The 20,756-nt window shown below is 45.2% G+C and carries 21 protein-coding genes and 1 pseudogene; 19 read left to right on the top strand and 3 right to left on the bottom strand.

Features of this window, described 5'->3' with window-relative positions:
* The first annotated feature begins 14 nt into the window (after positions 1-14).
* The 17 genes and pseudogenes from H3M12_RS06860 to ppsA all read left to right on the top strand — a co-directional run bounded on the left by H3M12_RS06860 (position 15) and on the right by ppsA (position 15,857).
* Complete coding sequence (locus H3M12_RS06860; protein ID WP_182150543.1) at positions 15-194, top strand: MerR family transcriptional regulator; 180 nt, start codon at positions 15-17, stop codon at positions 192-194.
* A 256-nt stretch (positions 195-450) separates the two neighbouring features.
* Positions 451-678 carry a hypothetical protein gene (locus tag H3M12_RS06865; RefSeq protein ID WP_182150544.1) on the top strand — a complete coding sequence of 76 codons (228 nt, stop codon included), beginning with the start codon at positions 451-453 and terminating at the stop codon, positions 676-678.
* A gap of 11 nt (positions 679-689) precedes the next feature.
* Entirely contained in the window at positions 690-1,490 is an 801-nt protein-coding gene (locus H3M12_RS06870) for a bifunctional DNA primase/polymerase (RefSeq protein WP_182150545.1), read from the top strand.
* On the top strand, positions 1,490-2,884 hold the full coding sequence (locus H3M12_RS06875; RefSeq protein WP_182150546.1) for a virulence-associated E family protein: 1,395 nt from the start codon (positions 1,490-1,492) through the stop codon (positions 2,882-2,884). Before H3M12_RS06870 ends, H3M12_RS06875 begins: the two co-directional genes overlap by 1 nt.
* A 145-nt stretch (positions 2,885-3,029) precedes the next feature.
* Entirely contained in the window at positions 3,030-3,509 is a 480-nt protein-coding gene (locus H3M12_RS06880) for a hypothetical protein (protein ID WP_182150547.1), read from the top strand.
* A gap of 14 nt (positions 3,510-3,523) precedes the next feature.
* Complete coding sequence (locus tag H3M12_RS06885) at positions 3,524-3,715, top strand: hypothetical protein (protein WP_082265209.1); 192 nt, start codon at positions 3,524-3,526, stop codon at positions 3,713-3,715.
* A gap of 52 nt (positions 3,716-3,767) precedes the next feature.
* Complete coding sequence (locus H3M12_RS06890) at positions 3,768-4,043, top strand: phage head closure protein (RefSeq protein WP_233449146.1); 276 nt, start codon at positions 3,768-3,770, stop codon at positions 4,041-4,043.
* 213 nt (positions 4,044-4,256) lie between these two features.
* On the top strand, positions 4,257-4,667 hold the full coding sequence (locus H3M12_RS06895) for an HNH endonuclease signature motif containing protein (protein WP_182150548.1): 411 nt from the start codon (positions 4,257-4,259) through the stop codon (positions 4,665-4,667).
* Between the two features lie 787 nt (positions 4,668-5,454).
* On the top strand, positions 5,455-5,928 hold the full coding sequence (locus H3M12_RS06900) for a phage terminase small subunit P27 family (RefSeq protein ID WP_182150549.1): 474 nt from the start codon (positions 5,455-5,457) through the stop codon (positions 5,926-5,928).
* On the top strand, positions 5,925-7,622 hold the full coding sequence (locus H3M12_RS06905) for a terminase large subunit (RefSeq protein WP_182150550.1): 1,698 nt from the start codon (positions 5,925-5,927) through the stop codon (positions 7,620-7,622). The genes H3M12_RS06900 and H3M12_RS06905 overlap by 4 nt, the downstream gene beginning before the upstream one ends.
* Positions 7,582-7,779 (top strand): hypothetical protein, encoded by a 198-nt coding sequence (locus tag H3M12_RS06910; RefSeq protein WP_182150551.1) that lies wholly within the window; start codon positions 7,582-7,584, stop codon positions 7,777-7,779. The genes H3M12_RS06905 and H3M12_RS06910 overlap by 41 nt, the downstream gene beginning before the upstream one ends.
* Positions 7,776-8,876 carry a phage portal protein gene (locus H3M12_RS06915; RefSeq protein ID WP_182150552.1) on the top strand — a complete coding sequence of 367 codons (1,101 nt, stop codon included), beginning with the start codon at positions 7,776-7,778 and terminating at the stop codon, positions 8,874-8,876. The genes H3M12_RS06910 and H3M12_RS06915 overlap by 4 nt, the downstream gene beginning before the upstream one ends.
* Positions 8,873-10,408 carry a phage major capsid protein gene (locus tag H3M12_RS06920; protein ID WP_182150553.1) on the top strand — a complete coding sequence of 512 codons (1,536 nt, stop codon included), beginning with the start codon at positions 8,873-8,875 and terminating at the stop codon, positions 10,406-10,408. Before H3M12_RS06915 ends, H3M12_RS06920 begins: the two co-directional genes overlap by 4 nt.
* 120 nt (positions 10,409-10,528) lie before the next feature.
* A complete protein-coding gene (locus tag H3M12_RS06925) occupies positions 10,529-10,798 on the top strand; it encodes a head-tail connector protein (protein WP_182150554.1) in 270 nt (89 codons plus the stop codon).
* A 173-nt stretch (positions 10,799-10,971) separates the two neighbouring features.
* A pseudogene (locus H3M12_RS06930) lies at positions 10,972-11,349 on the top strand (hypothetical protein).
* Positions 11,350-11,386: 37 nt separating this feature from the next.
* A complete protein-coding gene (locus H3M12_RS06935; protein ID WP_182150555.1) occupies positions 11,387-12,208 on the top strand; it encodes an HNH endonuclease in 822 nt (273 codons plus the stop codon).
* A 1,189-nt stretch (positions 12,209-13,397) separates the two neighbouring features.
* On the top strand, positions 13,398-15,857 hold the full coding sequence (gene ppsA / locus H3M12_RS06940) for a phosphoenolpyruvate synthase (RefSeq protein ID WP_182150556.1): 2,460 nt from the start codon (positions 13,398-13,400) through the stop codon (positions 15,855-15,857).
* Between the two features lie 118 nt (positions 15,858-15,975).
* Here the strand turns inward: ppsA and H3M12_RS06945 are convergent, their stop codons facing one another.
* From H3M12_RS06945 to H3M12_RS06955, 3 genes are all read right to left on the bottom strand, one after another.
* A complete protein-coding gene (locus H3M12_RS06945) occupies positions 15,976-16,350 on the bottom strand; it encodes a hypothetical protein (protein WP_129031074.1) in 375 nt (124 codons plus the stop codon).
* Positions 16,351-16,476: 126 nt separating this feature from the next.
* On the bottom strand, positions 16,477-16,707 hold the full coding sequence (locus H3M12_RS06950) for a CsbD family protein (protein WP_129031073.1): 231 nt from the start codon (positions 16,705-16,707) through the stop codon (positions 16,477-16,479).
* A 216-nt stretch (positions 16,708-16,923) separates the two neighbouring features.
* On the bottom strand, positions 16,924-17,874 hold the full coding sequence (locus H3M12_RS06955) for an NAD(P)-dependent oxidoreductase (RefSeq protein WP_129031072.1): 951 nt from the start codon (positions 17,872-17,874) through the stop codon (positions 16,924-16,926).
* Between the two features lie 280 nt (positions 17,875-18,154).
* Here H3M12_RS06955 and H3M12_RS06960 point away from each other — a divergent pair, with 280 nt between their 5' ends.
* Both H3M12_RS06960 and cydB read left to right on the top strand, forming a co-directional pair.
* Complete coding sequence (locus H3M12_RS06960; RefSeq protein WP_182150557.1) at positions 18,155-19,615, top strand: cytochrome ubiquinol oxidase subunit I; 1,461 nt, start codon at positions 18,155-18,157, stop codon at positions 19,613-19,615.
* Positions 19,608-20,618, top strand: coding sequence for a cytochrome d ubiquinol oxidase subunit II (cydB, locus tag H3M12_RS06965; protein ID WP_129031070.1), 1,011 nt, complete (start codon positions 19,608-19,610; stop codon positions 20,616-20,618). The genes H3M12_RS06960 and cydB overlap by 8 nt, the downstream gene beginning before the upstream one ends.
* Positions 20,619-20,756 lie beyond the last annotated feature (138 nt).

Below are 20,756 nucleotides of genomic sequence, written 5' to 3' on the forward strand. Positions count from 1 at the left end.
TGAGGTGAAAATGAATGCAAAAACAGCTACCTAAACAGATGAATTATAAGCAAGCATTGAAGTTTTTCAATATCGGGTCATATAACACGCTGTATTCTTACATTAAAGAAGGACTAAAAGTCACTCAGGTTGGAAATGTAAAACGTATTGATCAAGGTGACGCTGACAAATTCTTAGAAGCACATAAAATTTAATTGCACCGTGCGGGGGCAGAATAAACTTAAGGAGGTGATCCTATGAATTTGGTCAGTTTACTGTTAGTCGGTTTTCTTGCCAGTTATTTTCTTGGCATTGCTACAGCGTTAGTTGGAACGAAGAAAGCGTAAGGATACGAGGTAAGAAAATGGGAGAGCATACAAAAAAGACCTACTTTACTTTGGCGAGTAGTAGGTCAGGCATATTGCAATGTATGTTTCCCCTTAATTCTAACATGAATAAGGAGAATGGAAAATGACAAATGAAGAATTACTTGAACAAGCTGAGGAATTAACACGGGCATGGGAATCACTGAAAGTAAGTATTGAGCTTCTAGCCATGGATAACGCTGTTGCGCAGCATGACGCTGAATGGTCAGCTTATTTTTTCAATAGTCATCAATCAAGCAATCTGGAAAGTAATTTGGCGAACATTGCTGACACCATGTTAAAAGTATCAAACGCTATTTGTCCTAAAGAATAGGTGGTGACGTGATGGAAGAATTTTCTTCGTTATATGCGGCACTTGATTTAGTTGAAAGTGGGTATGAAATTTATCCTTTATTAGCCAACACTAAGACACCGCCTAAGGGCCACCACGGATATTTAGAAGCCACTAGGGACCAGAACATCATTGTGGACTGGTTTCAAAGTAACCCAGATTATAACCTAGGCTTGCGATTAGACACGTCCCATTTATTAGTAGTTGATGTTGATATTCACGATTCGGCTAAGAATGGAAAAGATAGCCTGATGAAATTACAGCGTCAAGGCAAGACACTTTCACCAGATACGTACATTGAAAAGACAGCCGGCGGTGGTCTCCACTATTTCTTTAAGTATACCGGAGACAAGGTGCGCAAGGTCGATAATTGGCCCGGAATTGATCTGCTAAGTGACTTCACGGTAATTGCACCAAGTGAAGTTGATGGTGCGGCTTATGCACCCTTATCTGGTCGAACACTAGCTGATATTAAACCGGCACCTAATTGGCTAGTTGATGAATTAAGCACCAATAATTTGAACGGTTCGTCAGAATACGCCTATACAACACGGTTAAAGAAATATACTGGGCGTTTGCTTGATGAGATGGTGCAAGGGGCCAATACGGGTGATAGGAACGTTTGGCTTACTAAAATGGCTGGCCGAATGTTTAGCGTTGGTGCTGATCCAAAAACCGTTTATAACATGCTATCGGTGATAAATGATTCTTTTGTAGATCCATCGCTACCAAGTAGAGAGATAAATGTGATTTTTCAATCCATTTTAAAAAGAGAGAGTAAGGGGGTTCATTAATGGGCAAAGCAATGGATTTACCAGCAGAGACCCGAGAAGCGGCCAATAATGTTATCAAAATGCAACGTGACGCTGATTGGCAGAATGATTTCAAAAAAAATTCGGACGATGGGATCAAAACACAGTCTCTTTACAATATCCGTTTAATTATGGAACATGACGAAATGTTGAAAGGACTAGTTGTCTTTGACGAGTTCTCGGAACAAATTGTCAAAACACCACAAGCAGACAATTCACTGTTCAACAAAGGTTTTTGGAATGATAGTGATGACACGTTATTGAGAAGTTATATTGAAGATCATTACAACTTGTTATTCAGCAAGGAAAACATTACCGACGCGGTAGTTACAGAAGCACGCCGCAAGACAATCAATCCGGTTAAGGCTCGTATTGAAGCGGTAGAATGGGACGGCCAGCCACGTGCTGAACGTTATTTCATTGATTACTTAGGTGCCGAAGATAATCACTACACCCGCACCATCACTAAGAAATGGCTAACTGGTCTTATTGCCCGGGCCTATGTTCCCGGAGTTAAGTTTGAAATTGTCCCTATCTTAGAGGGAAGCCAAGGACTTGGCAAGAGTACGGCTGGTAAGAATCTATACCCAGATAAATTCAATGATTCGTTGAAAGGAATGGGGAAGCAGAAAGACGATTATCAACAGTTACAAGGTAGTTGGATTATTGAAGTTGCCGAGCTTTCCGCCATGAAAAAAACGGACGTTGAGGGAATTAAAAATTTTATTAGTGCACAATCCGACACATATCGGAATAGTTACGGCCGCTATGCGTTGCCACACCCGCGTAAATGCGTATTTATTGGCACGACTAACCAAACCGACTATTTAAAGGACGCGACCGGTGAACGGCGCTTCTATCCAATTAAATGTGGGGTCAACAAGGCTAAGCTAGATGTATGGCACCCGGACAAGAATTACATGCTTCAAGTATTGGCGGAGGCCGTGTACTGGTTTAGGAATGGCGAACCGCTATATCTGGATCAGGCCACCGTGAAAGAGGCTAAGGCGTATCAGATGGCTGCGGAAGCTGTCGACCCTATGCGAGATGCCATCGAAGCGTTTTTAGCAATGGAAGTTCCCACAGATTGGGGAAAAATGAGTACCAGCTTAAAACAAAGCTATGTCAGTGACTACGGTCAGCAATCTAAGTGGCTACAAGATCAAGTTAGTAATGAACGGAAACTGCTCAATCAAACAACAACTCGGGAAATTATGGAAGTTGTCTTCCATAAAACAGTTGATCGTTATTTAACCGGGCGAACAAACTCGGAAGCTAAGCGAATTAAGTTGTTAATGGACAATATGGACGGTTGGAAAAGTCAACGAATTAGAATGAATGGCCAACGTCTACATGGGTATATGCGCGAAGTTTAATCAGAAATTTACCAAGTGGACCACGTTGGACCACCTAATGGACCACGTCAGGGTGTCTTTGAAGCGCTGATATATCAACGTTTGGACCACCGGACCACGTGGACCACGTTAAAAAAAACATTTCCAGTTCTAGGAGGAAACACGTATGAAATGGCAAGAAATGCAATTATTGAGAGACACAAAATATAGCAGTTCAGAAAACCTCAAAAAATTTGAAGACGTATTTAGGTTTGATAAATGTGCCGTGTATGAACGCCCACATAGTCTTGAAAAACTACTAGCAGGTGATCGTTCATACAATGCGGGTAATAAGTATGACACACCACCTTACCTTGGGGATTGGTTAGATCATGCCGAATTGCAAAAGGTAAGTGGAACTACACGAATTGTTGCAATTGCTCATGATTATGGGCCGGCCGATAGCGTTCATAGCAAAATAGCGGAGCACGTCTTGTCGCTTGATTTAGTGGGCGTGATATTTGATAGCAAAGTAGATTGGTATTATCCCAGTCAGTCCTCACTAGTAATGATTATGAGCAGGGAAACATATAACTACTATTACTATGACCTGTTGGCAAATCAGCATGTTGTTGATGTAGTTAAGAAGCAATATTTTAGAGAATAAAAGGAGTTTAAATGATGAAAATTAAGATGGTACATGCTGACAATATGGAGGAGTTATTTGCGCAAGTTTCGGAAGTCGACAAAGCACAAGATATTGACGATGAGTTGATAGGCACTAGCATTGACTTTATCAAAGTGAGCGATTCGAAAATGATCTATTGTGAAGCATTGGTTTATAGGACTGGTGATGACGATGAAGACTTATGATGTATCGCGTATGAAACACCGCTGCCAATTCGGGGTATATGGTAATGGTGAGATGAACCCGAATACAGGTGCTTTCGTTTCGCAATTTGTACCGCAATTCTCACTATGGTTCGGTGAGTATAGCCAGACCATTAATCAGCAGATTACTCTAACCGGAGACAACCTGACAGATACGAAGATGATTGTGGTACGGCATAATGAGCAGGTCAATCAGCAACAACTGGTTAAGATCGGTGACACCCTTTATCGGGTTAGCAATGTGGCCGGTGATGATGAGGTTAACTCATTCGATGTGATCACATTGGTTCGCTACCAGAAGCACGGGTAATAAACGAGAGGTCGTCTTCACAGGCGGCCTTTTTGTGTATGTCTAGAAAATGACTAATTTGTTCTTTACCCTATACCAGTAAATGTTTGTTTTAACGTGGTCCACGTAGTACACGTGGTCAAAGCCTTATGTGGCAAGAGATACAGCATTCAGTAACGTGGTACACACGTGGACCAAACGTAGTCCACTTTAGAAATTAAGGAGGCTTATTATATGGCAAAACCTATGAAGCAATGCAACCATGCCGGGTGCCGTCAGTTGGTGCCGTTTGACGTCCGTTACTGCAATAAGCACCAGCATAAGGCTAACGCCGAAACGTACCACAAGCGCATGTATGGCGAACATGAGGGACGCTATCAACAATTCTATAAGTCAGCTCAATGGCGTAAGTTGTCCCGGCGATTCCTAGAGAATAACCCTATCTGTGTGCAATGTTACCAAGATGGTGTGATACGTAAGGCTGATGTGGTCGATCATATTGTAGAGTTGCGTGATGATTGGTCACGACGACTAGACGAAAGCAACTTGCAACCATTGTGCTACCGACACCATAATCAAAAGACTAAGCAGGCTAGGGAAACGCGGTCAAAAGAGGCCAGCGCTAAGAATGGTGGTAAGGCATGATATGACTGCGATAGTTGATGATAGATGACGGTTGCGATTATACAGAGTATTCGCAAGTGAATAAGGTTAGGTAGAGCTGAATTTTCAGCTGAATTAAAAATGGCTGGCTAAGTTAAACTTAGGTAGTATATCTGCGCAAAATTGCGCACATCTTTATTGGGGGTCTGCTTAAAAACAAGCATACCCAACATCTCCCCAAAATTGGGGACATCTTTCAGCTGAATTATTGAGCGGAATTTTCCGCTGTACTATCTGCGGTCGCAAGTTACGACCCCAACGCACTAACTTGGTGCATTAGCTGACCCGTTAAGATGACGGAATAGGTTGCTTTCGTGGCTCAATTTTGAGCCCCCAATTTTGGGGAGCTAAGCCGAAAACTAGGCTGAGTTGGATTTGGTAGCCGATAATTCGACCGCGAGTATTCTAAAGTGATTGTAAAACTTGGTATAGCAATGATATGGGGGGCTATGAATGAACCGATAAGAGCGGTCACACTCCTTTCCGTACTTAAATTTCCCTTTAAAAATTTGATTTTTTGCCAATATTGACAGAAATCAGAAAATGTCTACTACTTTATACAAAATTTGCATAAATAAAAAGTCAAGGGGTGAAGCACAACTATATGTAGTATGCCAGCCGATAACAGCATACTATATATTGCGCTTTTACCTCGAAAGTGTTACGATTTATGTATAATAAACGAATTCCGAATATATGTGCATTTGAGCTACCTCAGCCATGCTGTGGTGGCTTTTTTGCATATAAATTTAGCGAAAGGAGACCGAAAATGGGTCAAAAGATTAAGCAACTATCAACTCTAAAGAAACATCTAACGAACGAAGAACGCGACCAGCGTAAGGACGCCGAGACTGCCTTGTTTGATTACCCGTCACTTGATTTAACGCCCCCTGATTGGTTGCATGACCGTGCTTTGACCGAATGGCAACGGGTAGCGCCTTATTTAAAGGCCAATACCCCAATTAGTGAACTTGATCGAGCAATGTTAGCCAGTTATTGCCGCGCTTATGCAACGGTACAGACTTGCGAGAACGATATTCGTAAAAATGGGCTCGTACAAACTAATCAAGAGACTGGCGCCCGTAAGCCGAACCCTTACGTGGCCTTGCAGTCACAAGCCATGAGAGACCTAAAGTCCCTAGCTAATGATTTAGGCATGTCGCTATCTAGCCGGGCGCGTATGGAATTAAACAAGCAAAAAGATGATAAACCCGAAGACACTTTCGAGGCGATGTTGTCATGATTGAGTATGTTGATCAAGTTTTATCGGGCCAAGTGTTGGCATGTCAAAAGATTAAATGGGCGTGTGAGCGATTTAAACGCGATTTAAGCCGTTCTAAAGAAGACAGCTTCCCGTTCTACTATGACGAAGACAAAGCGGCACAGGCGGTTAAATTTATCGAATTAATGCCGAAGACTGATGGTAGCCAACTCACCATGCAGCCCTTTCAAAAATGGCTTATTAGTGAGCTGTATGGTTGGCGTGAAAAAGCAACCGGCAATCGCCGTTATGATCGGGCGTTCATTAGTATGGCACGGAAGAACGGTAAGACCTATCTAGCTTCTGGTATGGCCGCTAATGGCCTTTTAAGGGAACGTCAGCCCGCCCGCAACCGACAAGTATTATTCGTCAGCAACGCCCTTAAACAAGCTAAATTAGGCTACGACATGCTATCAAGTGGGCTACGGCAAGTCCGCAAGCAATCGAAGTACATGCGGCAACGGATTAAGGTACAGAAGCAAGCCATTACTGACTTAGAAACTGATTCGCAAGCCTTAGCCCTTGCCAGTGATACCAGTACGCTTGATGGTTATGCCGGGACTACCGTTATTTTAGATGAATGGCACGAAGCTAAAGACCGCAAGGTGTACAACGTTTTAAAGTCTGGTCAAGCACAAGAAGATAATTCCCTGTTGGCGGTGATTTCCACCTCGGGCCTTAACCTCAACGTCCCCATGCACGCCGAATATGAGATGTTGACAGACGTTTTAAAGGGGAAGATTGAAGCTGATCGCTACTTTGCGGCAATTTGGGAACTAGACGACCGCGAAGAAGTTTACGATCAATCCAATTGGATCAAGGCAAACCCGTTGTTCAGTGAACCACACGTTAAACAACGCATGACGGAGAAAATTCAGGCCGATGTTGACCTTGCCATTAAGCAAAACAACCTAATTCCGGTGCTGGTGAAGAACTTCAATATGTGGTTGCAAGCCAGTGAGGATAGTTATATTTCTGCGGACGACTGGGCCGCTGGTAAATTAGATGAAATCCCCAATTTGCGGGGGCGTGATGTGTATATTGGCATTGATTTATCAAAAAGTAATGATTTGACCGCGGTTAGTTGGCTCGTGCCAATTGGCAACGGTCAATTTTATTGTGATAGTCATGCGTTTGTGGGGACTAAGTACGGCCTCGATTCTAAGATTAAACGTGATGGTATTGATTACCGATCAATGGAACGGGCGGGCGAGTGTAGTATCACCCGACTAGACAGCGGCATTATTGATTACGATGCGCTATTTGACTATGTACAGCAATTAGTCGGGCAATATAACTGGAAAGTGAAAGCCGTGGCCTATGATCCATACAATGCCCAAACCTTAATCACTAAGTTCGAAAAATTGAATTATCCTTTATTTGAAGTGCGTCAAGGGACGTTGACTTTGAATATTCCCACCCGAAATTTCCGTGATCAGCTGTATGCGGGTCACATTAAACACAATGGCAATCAGATTCTCGCTTATGCGGTCAATAACGCCATCTTGAAAGTGTTGAATAATGGCTGGCAATTGGATAAGGCACGCAATAGCAACCGGATTGATCCGATAGCGGCGTTAATTAATGCTTATGTGGCCGGTATGGACTATTACCAAGAAAGCGAGGCGAACCAACATGCGAACGAATATTATGCGACTGCAACGGATCTGTTCTAATTACCTATCTGCAATCCTGCTGATTATGGGGCTGATTCTGCTAGTCGTTGGTGTCGGCGGTTGGTTAGGGGGGTATGCAGCCATCATGCTGGCCGGAGTGAGTCTGATCGTTTTGGCACTACTAATTAATTATGAAGAAAAGGAGGTGAACCCATGAGCATTTTTGTTAAAGCAAGCACCACCAGTGGCACTCATGATCCAGTGGCTGACGCCTTGGTTAGTCTGTCTAGTAATGATCCCTATACGTTTGTAAGCGCGGCGGTTCTACGGAATAGCGATATTTATGCGGCCATTAATATTATCGCCAGTGATATTGCCAGCAACCCGATCGTTTGTGATACGGCCATTTTTAATACCATGATTAATCAGAACCCGAATAGCAATATGGACGGTTACCATTTTAAATATGCCTTGGCGGCCAACCTGCTTCTCAATGGCAATAGCTTCGCGGAGATTTTACCTAATCACACCCTGAAACTGATTCCCAACAATCAATTGGTGGTTGAGCAAGACGATGTGAGCGGCAAGTTGACCTATACTTATACGCCAACCAGTGGAACGTGTCGTCAGATCGCGCCTAACAACATCTTGCATTTCAAATATTTCACCAAAGACGGGGTATCGGGGATCAGCCCACTATATGCCTTGAAAGATGAACGCCAGATTCAGTCGGCCGGCAACAAATTGCTAACCGGCTTTTTTACTGCCGGCGTGCACGGCACCACCATCGTTAAATTGCACCAAACGGACTTAGGCAAAGAAGCCAAAGAAAACGTCCGGAAACAGTTTGATGAAACGACCACCGGAGAAAATGCGGTTAATACGATTGTCACTGATGATGGTATGGATATTAGCAATCTGCCCTTAAATACCGATGTGTTAAAACTTGTGAACTCGAATGACTGGACGACCCGGCAAATTGCTAAAGCCTTTGGCTTGCCACCAGAGCGCTTAGGGGTAGAAAACGATCATTCTAACCAAGAGCAAAGTGGCGTGCAGTATCTACAAGGGACGTTACAGCATTACTTCGATAGCTTCACCAGCGAACTATCATTCAAGCTTGGTCATGACTTCACGTTCAATACGGACAAATTATTGAGCCTTGATCCGCAGACCCAGCAAGCCCAAGCGGTGGCTGGATTTACGGGCGGCATTATGAGCCGCAATGAAGCCCGGGCCAAGATTGGACTGCCACCAACTGATGATGGTGATATTTTCTTAAATTTACAAAAGAATGGAGTGAATAATTCATGAAACAAGATCGACGGTTAACAATTGACGCCGAATTGCGGGCGCAAACGCCACAACCAGAAACACCGGAAGATGAATCTGCAGACAATGCGACCGATCCTCAAACCCAAGACGGCCAATCAGCCAAGGGGAAAACGATTAGTGGTTATGCCATTGTATGGAACTCACCAAGTAAAGATTTAGGTGGTTTTACCGAGATTGTAACCCCCAAGGCGCTTGATGGTGTCGATTTATCAAACGTTCTTATGCTCAACAACCACGACTACACTCAAGTGTTAGCCAGCGTCAAGGCGGGCACGCTGACGCTAGAAACAGACGACAAGGGGCTACATTTCATCGCCCAGTTACCGAATACGTCGTTTGCTAATGATGTCTATGAAGAAGTTCAAAGCGGGAACGTTGATTCCTGCTCGTTTGGCTTTGATAGTGATGATGATACCGACGAATGGACTAAAGATGACGATGGCAATATCACCCGAACCATTAACCAAGTCAAAAGCCTATTCGATGTGTCAGTAGTGGCTGTTCCTGCTTACGACGATACGAATGTACAAGTTGATACGCGTAGTTACGAAAAATTTATCAATCAAGAAAAGGAGCCTGATAATATGGCAAAGCAAACAATTATTGATCCAAACACGAATGAAGATGACAACAAGACCGGTGTTCCTGCCTTTGAAGCTTATGTACGAAGCCACGGTGAAACCCGAGACGGCTTGAATACGAGTGGTACCAGTGCGGTTATTCCCAAGGAACTAATTACCCCCGTTTTCCAATTAAAGCAATCCACCTACAATCTCGCCCAATATGCAACGGTTAAGCAAGTTTCTAGTGGTTCTGGGACTTATCCTATCTCGACTAGTCGACAATCAGCTGTACTAGCCACTAAGGAAGAACTCGCCGATATTGCGGACGTCAACGCGAATATGTTTACGGAAGTGCCATTTGATGTGAAAACCCGGGCGGGTAAGATTGCCTTATCTAACGAAGTCGTAGAAGATGCCGAAGTGGATATTGTGAGTGAAGTTAAGGCCCAATTACAACAACTCGTTGATAATACGGACAACACTCAAATTATGGGTCTGCTTACGGGTACAGACTTTGCCAAGGCCACTGCTACTGGAATTGATGATCTCAAGAAGATTTTCAATGTGACCTTAGACCCTGCTTTGAGCAAGATGTGGTTAGTTAATCAATCCGGATTCAACTATCTTGATACCTTGAAAGATAGTGAGGGCCGTTACCTATTGCAACCTAACCCAACGGCGCCAAGCGGATTTACCCTGTTAGGGGCTCCGGTAGTTATGATCAGTGATAAGCTATTAGCCAACAATGCTGATGGCACATTCCCAATGATCGCGGGTGATTTATCACAAGCGGTGGCGGTCTTCCGGCGCAACCAAGTAACCGCCCAATGGGATAAGTTCGACCAATTCAGCCAAGGGTTATCAGTGATCGTGCGGAACGATTATGAAGTGATTGATAAGTCTGCCGTGATTAATGTGGCACTAGGAACAGCAACCAGCGGCAAGTAACTAGATGTGTCCACTTTTGGACATATCTAAACAAGGGGGAGCCATTTTGGCACCCCCCTATATACATAAGTTAAAACTAAGGGGGAAACGAATCGTTACCCCCACAAAGGAAGTGATGATATGGCTGTGACGGTTGATGATATTAAAACCAGCTTACGCTTGGACTTGACCGAAGATGATACCTTAATTCAAGGCTACTTAGATTCTGCTAAGGAATATGTTCAGACCGCTGTTAGCAATACAGCTGATTTAACCCAATATAAGCAATATGATTTTGCAGTGTCGTTGCTAACACAATTCTGGTATCAAAACCGGGTAGTGGATATGAAACAGACCCCTTACCAAGTGGTTAGCATGATCCAGCAACTCCGTGGGCTGACAAGCGAATAAAAAGTGTTGATGATTTTATTTCACTTTAATATAAAATAAGTGAAAATAATTAAACTAAATGTTATAATATAGCTGTCCTTGAGTAATTCATTTAATTCATTGTTAGTAAGGGAGCCGCAGATTGCGACTCCCTCTCCTTATACATATATTTGGAATCAGAAAGTGTGATTCCAATGCGACAAGATATTAAGAAGATTCGTAATTTATTGAAAGAGTATGCCAAACTAAAACAGGAAATTCGGACGTTTAATCAGGTATCTAGCCCGGTTTTAAGTGTGGCTCCTAGTCACAGTGGCGGCAATGGCGTTGAAACTAGCCTCATTAACTATGTTGACCTATCTTATCAGCTGAAAGAGGTCGATGACGCGCTAAATGCGATCCACAATCCACAGTATCAATTTATCCTGCATGATTATATCATTGAGAAACGTTTCACCCGAAGCGAGGCTTGCGAATGATTATCCGTTAGTGTTAGCAAGTTCAACTACATGAAAAATAAATCCATAATGGCATTTAAGTGCTATTATGTAGGAGAACTTAATAGACAATGACTGGAAATACTATTTTAATTTGGTGAGGGGGATCTTCATGAATTGTATTTTTTGTGGAAAAAAGTTGGATGGTTCCTTAGAACATATTATTCCATTTGCACTCGGTGGTAATGAAACAAGTAAGAATCTTATTTGTACTGAAACGAACAGTAAGCTGGGTGAACGAGTCGATTCTGTTTCTAATGAATTAAAGGAATTTTTAGGATTGAGTGGGTACACTTTTCCAGTGAGAAAGCACAAAAATAACAGAGGCAAAAAGAGGGTAGAATTGGAGCAAACTATCACGCTGGGGAATAACCAAATTCCACTTTCGTTTTTTCTTGACATTGACAATCGAAAAATACAGTTAGCACACCCCACTGTAGGAAAAAATTACATAATTTCGGATTCCAAAATGTGTCTCAATAAACTCAGAAAAAATGATTCTAAAGAAAAAGTAGAAACGATAGAGTTGGCACCTTCCTATAGCTGGTCAGGTAGAATAAATTTAATTAAGCTTATGATGGAGGCATTGAAAATACACTGCGAATTAGCTATAAAAAATAAAAGGGTTAGTATTGATGAGCTTAGAGGACCCTTAAAGTTAATTGAGGATTATCTAGAAAGTGATGGAGGTGATGCTAAAAATTGGTTTGAAAAATTATTGCAATATACGAATTTGCACCCGCAAGGAAACAAAATATGTTTTTCAAGAAACTCTGTTCAGGTGTTTACCTATTATGTGAATGGATGTTATGCGTCTGTGATATCGTTTTTTGGTGTTTTTGTTCTTGATGTTAACTCACCAAAGAATTATCAGGGTGGGGACAGAAATTTAGATTATGTAACATCAAAAAAACTGCCAACCAGTATTGGTTAACAGTCACTGCCCCGCGCAAGTATGAAGCCACCGAAAACGGTGGTTTTTTTGTAAAGTTAGCCAAATGGTAAGCCAACCATTATTTACTAAGCGTTAAAACCATTACTATCACTGGTGTGTAGGCATTTATGAAGAAGTGAGGGTCATTCCCAGTATACCCAATCAATAAGAAACGTTAGCGAAAGCCTGGGCATTTTGCCCGGGCTTTTTTCATGTTAGTTGCGTTTTGGGTGATCACGAATGCCAAAGCAATCAAAGGTAATGATAATTACCATCGAATAAGAAACCATAATCCATTTGGAAGTACCAAAAAGAATGGTAAGCAGGCTAAAGAAACATCAGGAGAATACATTTCCAAAGCTCATCAGGATAATCCTTGCTCACTATTCCGGGTAAATAGGGATGCTAAATTAGTCTTACGCCCATAACGGTAAGGGATGTTACGGTCCGGTACCAAGCAACCGCATCGACGGCACCCATTCCAGCAACAATAAAACACGCACTTTCCGGGACTACCACTAAGCAAGGTACGGGAAATCAAGCAGATCAGCCCGCAACCGTAAAAGCGACGGTCTTGCCCCAAACCAATCAAAAACCGACCACGGCTTGGTGGGGGCTCACAATTTTAGCGCTACTTGGCGGGGGCTCTGGGAATCACCCATAAACGGGACCAATAAAGTTTGATTTTACCGACATTGTGTATAGTTTAACAAATTGTAAGCCGAGCTGTCGCTACCAATTTTGCGGGCAAGTTTGAAGACAAACGGTTGCTTACAAAAACAGCTCAAAACGTTTTCTCTCAGATTATCATTGCGCATAATCTATGGGGAGAAAACGTTTTTTGCGCTAATTCGGAATATTCCTAGAAATTCTTAAAAATACCGACAAACAGGGGATTAATGGTGAGGACCACTTTCTTAACTGGTCCGGATTGTGAACCTAATGGGCGCTGGAAAATACTTTTTAATTAATTTATTTTGGGCATCAAAAAGAGCCGCTAAGCGGCGTGATTGCTTAGACTGGGTCCCTTTTAATTAGTGGGTGAAAATCGTTCTGAAAGCAAAAAATTTCAGAAAGGACTAACACTTTGCTCACAAATGAATTATAATAAAAGCTGTAAGATGTAAGCGGTTCCATTCAACGCTGGTGGAGCCAAATATACCTAAAGTAAGCGCAAGGAGGCACTATGATGACAAGTCGAGATACTACAAATGTGACGACGGGTCAAGGTACTGCAACGACCAGTCGAGATACAGCCAATGTTTTGTGGTTTGATGAGTTACATCGTAAGGACGTGAACTTAGTGGGGGGTAAATCTTCCTCACTGGGTGAAATGACTTCATCCATGAATGTTCCAGTCCCTTATGGGTTTGCGACGACCGCACGGGCTTACCGGTACTTTATGAACGTGACCGGGGTCAACGATAAGGTCAACGCATTGCTAGAAGGCATCAAGGATTACGAAGATTCAGATGAATTGCACGCGACCTGTGAAAAGATTCGGAACCTGATCGTTTCGGCAAAGATGCCGGATGATTTGGCAGAAGAGATCAAGCAGGGCTATGCCGACTTGGCTACCAAGGTGGGCCAAGACAATCCATTCGTTGCGATTCGGTCTTCAGCTACGGCGGAAGATTTACCGAACGCTTCATTTGCCGGTCAACAGGAATCCTACTTAAACATCCGTGGTGCAGCGGATGTCGTTAACCGGGTTCAACAATGCTACTCATCACTATTTACTGACCGGGCAACTTACTACCGGCACAAGCAACACTTCCCACACGAAAAGGTTGCTTTATCCGCAGCCGTTCAAATGATGGTCTTCTCCAAGGCTTCTGGGATTATGTTCTCCGTTAACGTCGCTAATGGCGATGGCTCGAAGATCGTGATCGATGCTATTCGGGGTCTTGGTGAATACATCGTTTTAGGGAAGGTCACGCCAAACCACTTCGTCATCGACAAACAATCGATGAAGATTGCGGAACGTAGCGTGGTTAAGCAAACGGTTGAACTGGTTCGTAATGACGACGGTGGGACCGAAGAACAAGATGTTCCGGAAGACTTGCAAGAGAAGCAAGCCTTAACCGATGACCAAGTGATTGAATTAGCGGGTTACGCTAAGGAAATTGAACGCCACTACGGTTGCTACATGGACATGGAATATGCCTTGGACGTTAATACGAACAAGCTGTGGATCGTTCAAGCACGGCCAGAAACCGTTTGGTCTCAGAGAAAGAAGCAAAAGCAAGATCAAGACGCTTCGGGAGATGAGAACGTGGTTGAAGAATCAGATGCAGAAATTGCTGTCCGTGGGTTATCCGCTAGTCCTGGTTTAGCCAGTGGGGTTGTCCACGTAATCGACAGTCCAGATGACATTGACCAATTCAAGAAGGGCGAAATCTTAGTTACCTTAATGACCTCGCCTGACTGGGTTCCAGCCATGAAGAAGGCGGCCGCCATCGTGACGAATAATGGTGGGATGACCTGCCACGCGGCTATCGTTTCGCGGGAAATGCAGATTCCATGTATCGTTGGGACTAAGAGTAAGAAGGTTGCGGCGACCGATGTTTTGAAGACCGGTGACGTGATTACCGTTGATGCCACCAACGGGATTGTTTACAAAGGTAAGGTTGCCAGCCTCTTCAAGAAGAACGACACCGCACAAGCAGCTGGCGGCGGTCAAGTCGTGGCTGCAGAAACCTTTGCCCCAACGGCAACTCGAGTCATGATGAACTTAGGTGACCCGGACTTAGCTGACAAGTACTCGACCTTACCAGCCGATGGGATTGGTCTGATGCGTGAAGAGTTCTTGTGGACCACGTTTATCCACGAACACCCACTGTACTTAATCGAACAAGGACACCCTGAAAAAGTCGTTAACATGTTGGCTGACGGGATTTCCAAAGTTGCCCGGGCCATGGCGCCACGGCCAGTCGTTCTGCGGCTCTCCGACTTTAAGTCCAGTGAATACCGGAACTTAAAGGGTGGTGACAAGTACGAACCACACGAACCGGCGGACCTGTTAGGCTGGCGGGGTGCTTCACGGTACTACGATCCGAAGTACATTGAAGCCTTCAAACTAGAATTAGGTGCGGTTAAGAAAGTGCGGAACGAATTTGGCCTGACGAACTTGAACGTCATGATCCCATTCGTCAGAACCGTTGACGAAGCTCGGAAAGTTACGACAATCATGGCTAACGAAGGGCTGGTTCGGAGCGATGACTTCAAGATCTACATGATGGCTGAAATTCCATCGAACATCATCTTAGCTGATCAGTTCAATGAATTCGTTGATGGCTACTCCATCGGGTCCAACGACTTAGCCATGTTGATTCTGGGTTGCGACCGGAACAACGATACGGTTGCACGGCTCTTCGACGAACGGAACTTAGCCGTTAAGCGGGCTATTAAGCACTTGATCAAGGCAGCCCACAAAGATGGCCGGACCGTTTCGATTTGTGGCCAAGCCCCATCCGAGTACCCAGACTTCACGAACTTCTTGATCCAATGTGGGATTGACTATGTTTCTGTCAACCCTGACATGGTCAAGCAAACGAAGCGCAACGTCGCTCACTTTGAACAACGCATTATGTTGGACAAGGCGACTGGGCGTGGACTGCAAGACCCAACGAACTACGATTGGGAATAACGCTGTGACGATGAGTGCTGACTCAATCTGAGTCTGTACAAGTTAGAAACGTTGAGTTAAAAAATTGGTCCTGGAAACCATTTACGGTTTCTGGGACCAATTTTGTGATATTTGGTTTTTAACGGTGGGACCGCCGGTTAGCGTTTAACTGGTAAGTCGCCGGATCATCGTAGTCGATTCGACGCCGAGCGCGGTGACCATTCGTGTGGCGGCGACTAGCCCAGTCTTGGGCCGCCAGTTTTTCGGCGTGTTCCTTGCGGCGTTGCCGGTTGCTTTTGGGGCGCGGACCGTTGGCTTTGCGCGCCCGGTTAGCTTGGGTGACTTCCTTGTGGCGGACGACCTTCATGGCTGCTTCCGCTTCCGCTTGGGTCAGAAGCCCTTTTTTGACGCTTTCAGCGTAGCGTTCCCAGACGTCCTGGCCGACCTTTTTTTGTAATTTTTTACGCCGGAGGGCAGCGCGTTCTGCACCGCTCGGCTGATTTGGTTTCGACATGGTTAATACTCCTTTGGTCTCGGTAGTGACATGGGGCTACTATACCATAGCCGGTGTTAGGAATGCCAATCAAAAAGAAGTCCTGGTCAGGTGCCCCAGGGCTTCTCGTTAGTCAATCGGTTCCAATTACTCTTTTTTCTCGTCTTTATTGTCAGAGTGTTCCTTCTGCCAGTCATCAGCAGCGTCTTTGATGTTTTCCTTAGCTTCAGAAATCTTATCCTTAGCTTTGCCTAACATGTTCTGGGCTTTACCTTCAACTTCACGAGGCTTGTCGTTCGTAGCTTTGCCCTCAGCTTCTTTAGCTTTGCCGCTTACTTTATCCTTGGTACTATCAACTTTGTCGTCAACTTTAGCCATTGTAATACCTTCTATAAACTTATCCTGGTGAACACCATGTATTATGCCAGAAATGCTGCCTAGAAACAATTAAAACGCTCACATAAGACGTAGAATCTGCGATGCGGCCGCAATCTAATTCTGGCAGAAAGAAAATGGGCGCTCCAAGAAAACTAAGGTCTTGAAGCGTCCATTATTTAGCCAAATTCTTAAAAGTGAAACATCACTGCGATGGAGTTAATAGCCTTGCCGTGGATCCGTGACGTTAACCGTTAAGGAGCCGTCCTTGAGGTAGCTAGTCAGGTTCTCGTGGAAAATCTTGAAGGTCAAATCAAGATTATTAGCGGCAAACCCACTTTGGTGGGGGGTCAATAAGACGTTCGGGAAGTCCCACAAAGGGTCGTCTTTGGGGAGAGGTTCCTCTTCTACCACATCAAGAGCGGCATTGATTACCTGGTGGGCATTCAGTGCGGCGCGTAAAGCATTAAGGTCGACCGCCTTGCCCCGGCCAACGTTGACGAAGACGTGTAAGCCGTCGAGTCGGTTGAAGAAGTCCGCGTTGAAGTAGTCGTTAGTTTCGTCCGTGGCGGGCATGTCGTTGATGACGATGTCAGCGTTGGCTAGGACCTGAGCATCATCAGTTAGACTAGCCGTTTGTTTAAACCCAGTGACCGGGTGTCCCGAGCGATTAACCCCCAGAACCGTGGTGCCGAAGACGTTCAATAACTTGGCGATTGCTTGACCGATACTACCGGTCCCGTAGATGACCACGGTTTGGTCACTGAGGGTGGGCAACGAAGCGCGTTTGGGTTGCGACCAGAAGTGGCCGGCCTGATTCTCGAGGGCGATATCGAAGCCCCGTAAGAAATACAGGAGGTAACCGATGGTCGTTTCGGCGATGGCGTCGGAAAAGACGCCCCGGGAATTGGTCAATTTGATGTGTTGGTCAGCAATCAAATCAAGGGGCAAGTAGTCGACCCCCGCACTGTGAGTTTGGAGCCAGTGGACTTGGTTGTTTGGGTCTTTGATCACTTGGGGCCCGAGGTCCTTTTGCCACCCATATAAAATAGTGATGGGTGCGCCACCGGGTTGATAATCTGTTGCCGAGACGACGTCAATTCCGGCCGCGCGTAAGGTGGCCAGGTGGTCAGCCGTTAGGGGCTGTAACGCGAGAATTCGTTCAGTCATCGCAAAGTTCCTCCTTGTAAAATAGGTTAGCCCCATTTTAGCACGTTCGATTTTGAGAAGCTGTTAGAAACCGTTTTCGCGAGCTTAAAAATTCAAATGGCACACTCCGTTCAAAGCGTTACGACATTGAACGAACGAAAGTGAGCGAAAACGAGACCAAAAACCATGTTTTTCACAAATAATCATCGTGAATCATTGAATGTTGGCTTATCACTCGATATAATAAAGACAAGTTAGCAATTATTTATTTACACACATAACGTTTGGGGAGGTTAGAAAAATGATCAATTTTGGTCTAGATATTCTAGGCTTGGCCAGATTCCAATTCGGGATGACCACGGTCTTCCATTTCTTCTTCGTTCCGTTTTCAATCGGCCTAGCCTTTGTCGTTGCCGTCATGGAAACCATGTACGCCATCAAAGGGGACCAGGACTATAAGAAGATGGCCCAGTTCTGGGGCAAAATGTTTCTCTACAGTTTTGCCGTCGGGGTGGTTACCGGGATCATCCAGGAATTCCAATTTGGGATGAACTGGTCGGATTACTCCCGGTTCATGGGCGACATCTTCGGTGCGCCGTTAGCCATTGAAGCGCTAGCTGCGTTCTTCATGGAATCCACGTTTATTGGGATGTGGATGTTCACTTGGGACCGCTTTAACAAGTGGGTTCACGTCCTCTTTATTTGGCTGGTCATGTTTGGCTCTTCACTATCCGCACTGTGGATCCTGGCGGCCAACAGTTTTATGCAGAATCCGGTGGGTTACATCATCAACAAGCAAACCGGGCACGTCCAAATGACGAGCTTTGGGGATATTGTGGGGAACCCGCAACTCTGGAATGAATTTCCGCACGTTATTTTCGGGTCTTTTGTAACCGCTGCCTTTGTAGTTGCGGGTTGTGCCGCATGGCGGTTACTCAAGAAGGATCACGTTCCGTTCTACCGCAAGTCCTTACAGGTCGTCTTGGTCATTGGCCTGATCTTCTCCTTAGGCTCCATTGCTAGTGGGGACACCCAGACCCGTTACCTCATCAATAACCAACCGATGAAGGTGGCCGCGATGGAGGGTTTGTACAAGAACTCCACGCAAAAGGGTGAATGGACGGCCGTTGCTGGGTTCAATACCAAGCAACACAAGACGACCTGGTCCGTCGATATCCCATACGTCTTGAACCTACTGAGCTACCATAAGTTGAGTGGGACCGTCACTGGGATGAACCAAGTGAATAAAGAATTACACGCGAAGTATGATAAAAAATATGGTAAGGACATCAATTACTACGTCCCGACTAAGACCTTGTTCTGGAGTTTCCGGATTATGTCCGGTGCCGCCGCATTGTTTGCCTTGATTGCCATTGTGGGGCTGATTATGAACCGCAAGAAATCACAGGCGATTCTGAACCAGCGTTGGTTCCTCTACATTATGGGGATTTGCCTGTGGCTCCCATTTATCGTGAACACGGCTGGCTGGTTCATCACTGAATTTGGTCGGTACCCGTGGGTCGTTTATGGGTTGCTGACGATTGCCGATGCGGTCTCGCCAAACGTTTCCGTGGCATCGTTACTGACCTCGAACATCATTTACTTCTTGATGTTTGCTGGTATGGGACTGGTCATGGTCGTGCTGTGTCACCGAACTTTGAAAGCGGGACCAGATGCGGATAATGTTGAGGGCTACACTTCAACGACGGCCAATGACCAAGCAATTGATCCGTACTCGAAAGGGGCGTTTAACCATGACTAGTCTACAATTATTGTGGTTTATTCTGATTAACGTCTTGTTCAGTGGGTTCTTCTTCCTCGAAGGCTTTGACTTTGGGGTAGGGATGCTGATTAAAAGCTTTGCCCGCAACAGCGCCGAACGTGATGTGGTCATCAAGACGATTGGCCCGCACTGGGACGGCAATGAGGTGTGGTTGATTACCGCTGGTGGGGCGATGTTCGCCTCCTTCCCAATGTGGTATGCAACCCTGTTCTCCGGTTTCTACCTGGTTTTGTTCCTGATTCTAGCAGCCTTGATTTTCCGGGGGGTCTCCTTCGAATTTCGGGCTAACATGGAAACGAAGCGCTGGAAGACTTTCTGGGAATGGGCTGGGACCCTGGGTTCCGGATGTGCCGCCTTCCTATTTGGGATGTTGTTCACCGCGATGATCAAGGGCATGCCAATCGACAAGAACGGGGACATGACCGCGCACTTCACCGATTACGTCAACTTATTCTCCATCGTTGGTGGAGTCGCCGTTACGGTGCTCTGCTTAGTCCACGGGCTGAATTTCATTCGCCTGAAGACCTCGGGCAGTCTGCGTGACCGGGCCCGGGCCTGGAACAAGGTGTTATACCCCGTTCTCTTTGCCGGCGAAGTAGTCTTTGCCTTACTGCTCTTCTTCTCGACCGACTTCTTCACCAAGAAGCCGTTGTCGACGACATTGATCGTGGCTTTCTTGGTCGTCGTGACCGCCTTGGCTTACTGGGGCGTCTTGGGCAACCACGAATGGCTCTCATTTATCGGGAGTGGGTTGTCGCTGATTAGCGTGGTCGTGCTGATCTTCAACGGGTTGTTCCCGCGGGTCATGGTGGCCAACAATCCAGCTTATTCACTCTTAATCAAAAACTCCTCTAATTCGCCATACACTTTGCACCTGATGACGATTCTGACCTTCACCATCTTACCGATTGTCCTGGTCTACTTTATCTGGAGTTACTGGGTCTTCTACAAACGACTGGCTTCACCTAAGCAACAAGCTTAATTTTGGAAGTAGGCGTTTGACAACGTGTGGCGTGACCTCCTTGTGACCAAGCACGTTTAAGGCCGCCCTGACTGGGCAACTGGTCGGGCGGCTTTTGGTGTGTTCTGATAAGAAAAACTATCAAATGATAAACGAATT

Origin of the sequence: Levilactobacillus suantsaii, assembly GCF_014069315.1 — a bacterium.
In the GTDB taxonomy this organism is placed as follows: Bacteria; Bacillota; Bacilli; order Lactobacillales; family Lactobacillaceae; genus Levilactobacillus; species Levilactobacillus suantsaii.

Coding starts and splice junctions, on each gene's coding strand:
- H3M12_RS06945 (WP_129031074.1), bottom strand. CDS start 16,350: ATGTCGAAACCAAATCAGCCGAGCGGTGCAGAACGCGCTGCCCTCCGG.
- H3M12_RS06935 (WP_182150555.1), top strand. CDS start 11,387: ATGAATTGTATTTTTTGTGGAAAAAAGTTGGATGGTTCCTTAGAACAT.
- H3M12_RS06860 (WP_182150543.1), top strand. CDS start 15: ATGCAAAAACAGCTACCTAAACAGATGAATTATAAGCAAGCATTGAAG.
- H3M12_RS06865 (WP_182150544.1), top strand. CDS start 451: ATGACAAATGAAGAATTACTTGAACAAGCTGAGGAATTAACACGGGCA.
- cydB (WP_129031070.1), top strand. CDS start 19,608: ATGACTAGTCTACAATTATTGTGGTTTATTCTGATTAACGTCTTGTTC.
- H3M12_RS06910 (WP_182150551.1), top strand. CDS start 7,582: ATGCGAACGAATATTATGCGACTGCAACGGATCTGTTCTAATTACCTA.
- H3M12_RS06950 (WP_129031073.1), bottom strand. CDS start 16,707: ATGGCTAAAGTTGACGACAAAGTTGATAGTACCAAGGATAAAGTAAGC.
- H3M12_RS06870 (WP_182150545.1), top strand. CDS start 690: ATGGAAGAATTTTCTTCGTTATATGCGGCACTTGATTTAGTTGAAAGT.
- H3M12_RS06920 (WP_182150553.1), top strand. CDS start 8,873: ATGAAACAAGATCGACGGTTAACAATTGACGCCGAATTGCGGGCGCAA.
- H3M12_RS06915 (WP_182150552.1), top strand. CDS start 7,776: ATGAGCATTTTTGTTAAAGCAAGCACCACCAGTGGCACTCATGATCCA.
- H3M12_RS06880 (WP_182150547.1), top strand. CDS start 3,030: ATGAAATGGCAAGAAATGCAATTATTGAGAGACACAAAATATAGCAGT.
- H3M12_RS06925 (WP_182150554.1), top strand. CDS start 10,529: ATGGCTGTGACGGTTGATGATATTAAAACCAGCTTACGCTTGGACTTG.
- H3M12_RS06890 (WP_233449146.1), top strand. CDS start 3,768: ATGAACCCGAATACAGGTGCTTTCGTTTCGCAATTTGTACCGCAATTC.
- H3M12_RS06875 (WP_182150546.1), top strand. CDS start 1,490: ATGGGCAAAGCAATGGATTTACCAGCAGAGACCCGAGAAGCGGCCAAT.
- H3M12_RS06955 (WP_129031072.1), bottom strand. CDS start 17,874: ATGACTGAACGAATTCTCGCGTTACAGCCCCTAACGGCTGACCACCTG.
- H3M12_RS06885 (WP_082265209.1), top strand. CDS start 3,524: ATGAAAATTAAGATGGTACATGCTGACAATATGGAGGAGTTATTTGCG.
- H3M12_RS06895 (WP_182150548.1), top strand. CDS start 4,257: ATGGCAAAACCTATGAAGCAATGCAACCATGCCGGGTGCCGTCAGTTG.
- ppsA (WP_182150556.1), top strand. CDS start 13,398: ATGACAAGTCGAGATACTACAAATGTGACGACGGGTCAAGGTACTGCA.
- H3M12_RS06905 (WP_182150550.1), top strand. CDS start 5,925: ATGATTGAGTATGTTGATCAAGTTTTATCGGGCCAAGTGTTGGCATGT.
- H3M12_RS06900 (WP_182150549.1), top strand. CDS start 5,455: ATGGGTCAAAAGATTAAGCAACTATCAACTCTAAAGAAACATCTAACG.
- H3M12_RS06960 (WP_182150557.1), top strand. CDS start 18,155: ATGATCAATTTTGGTCTAGATATTCTAGGCTTGGCCAGATTCCAATTC.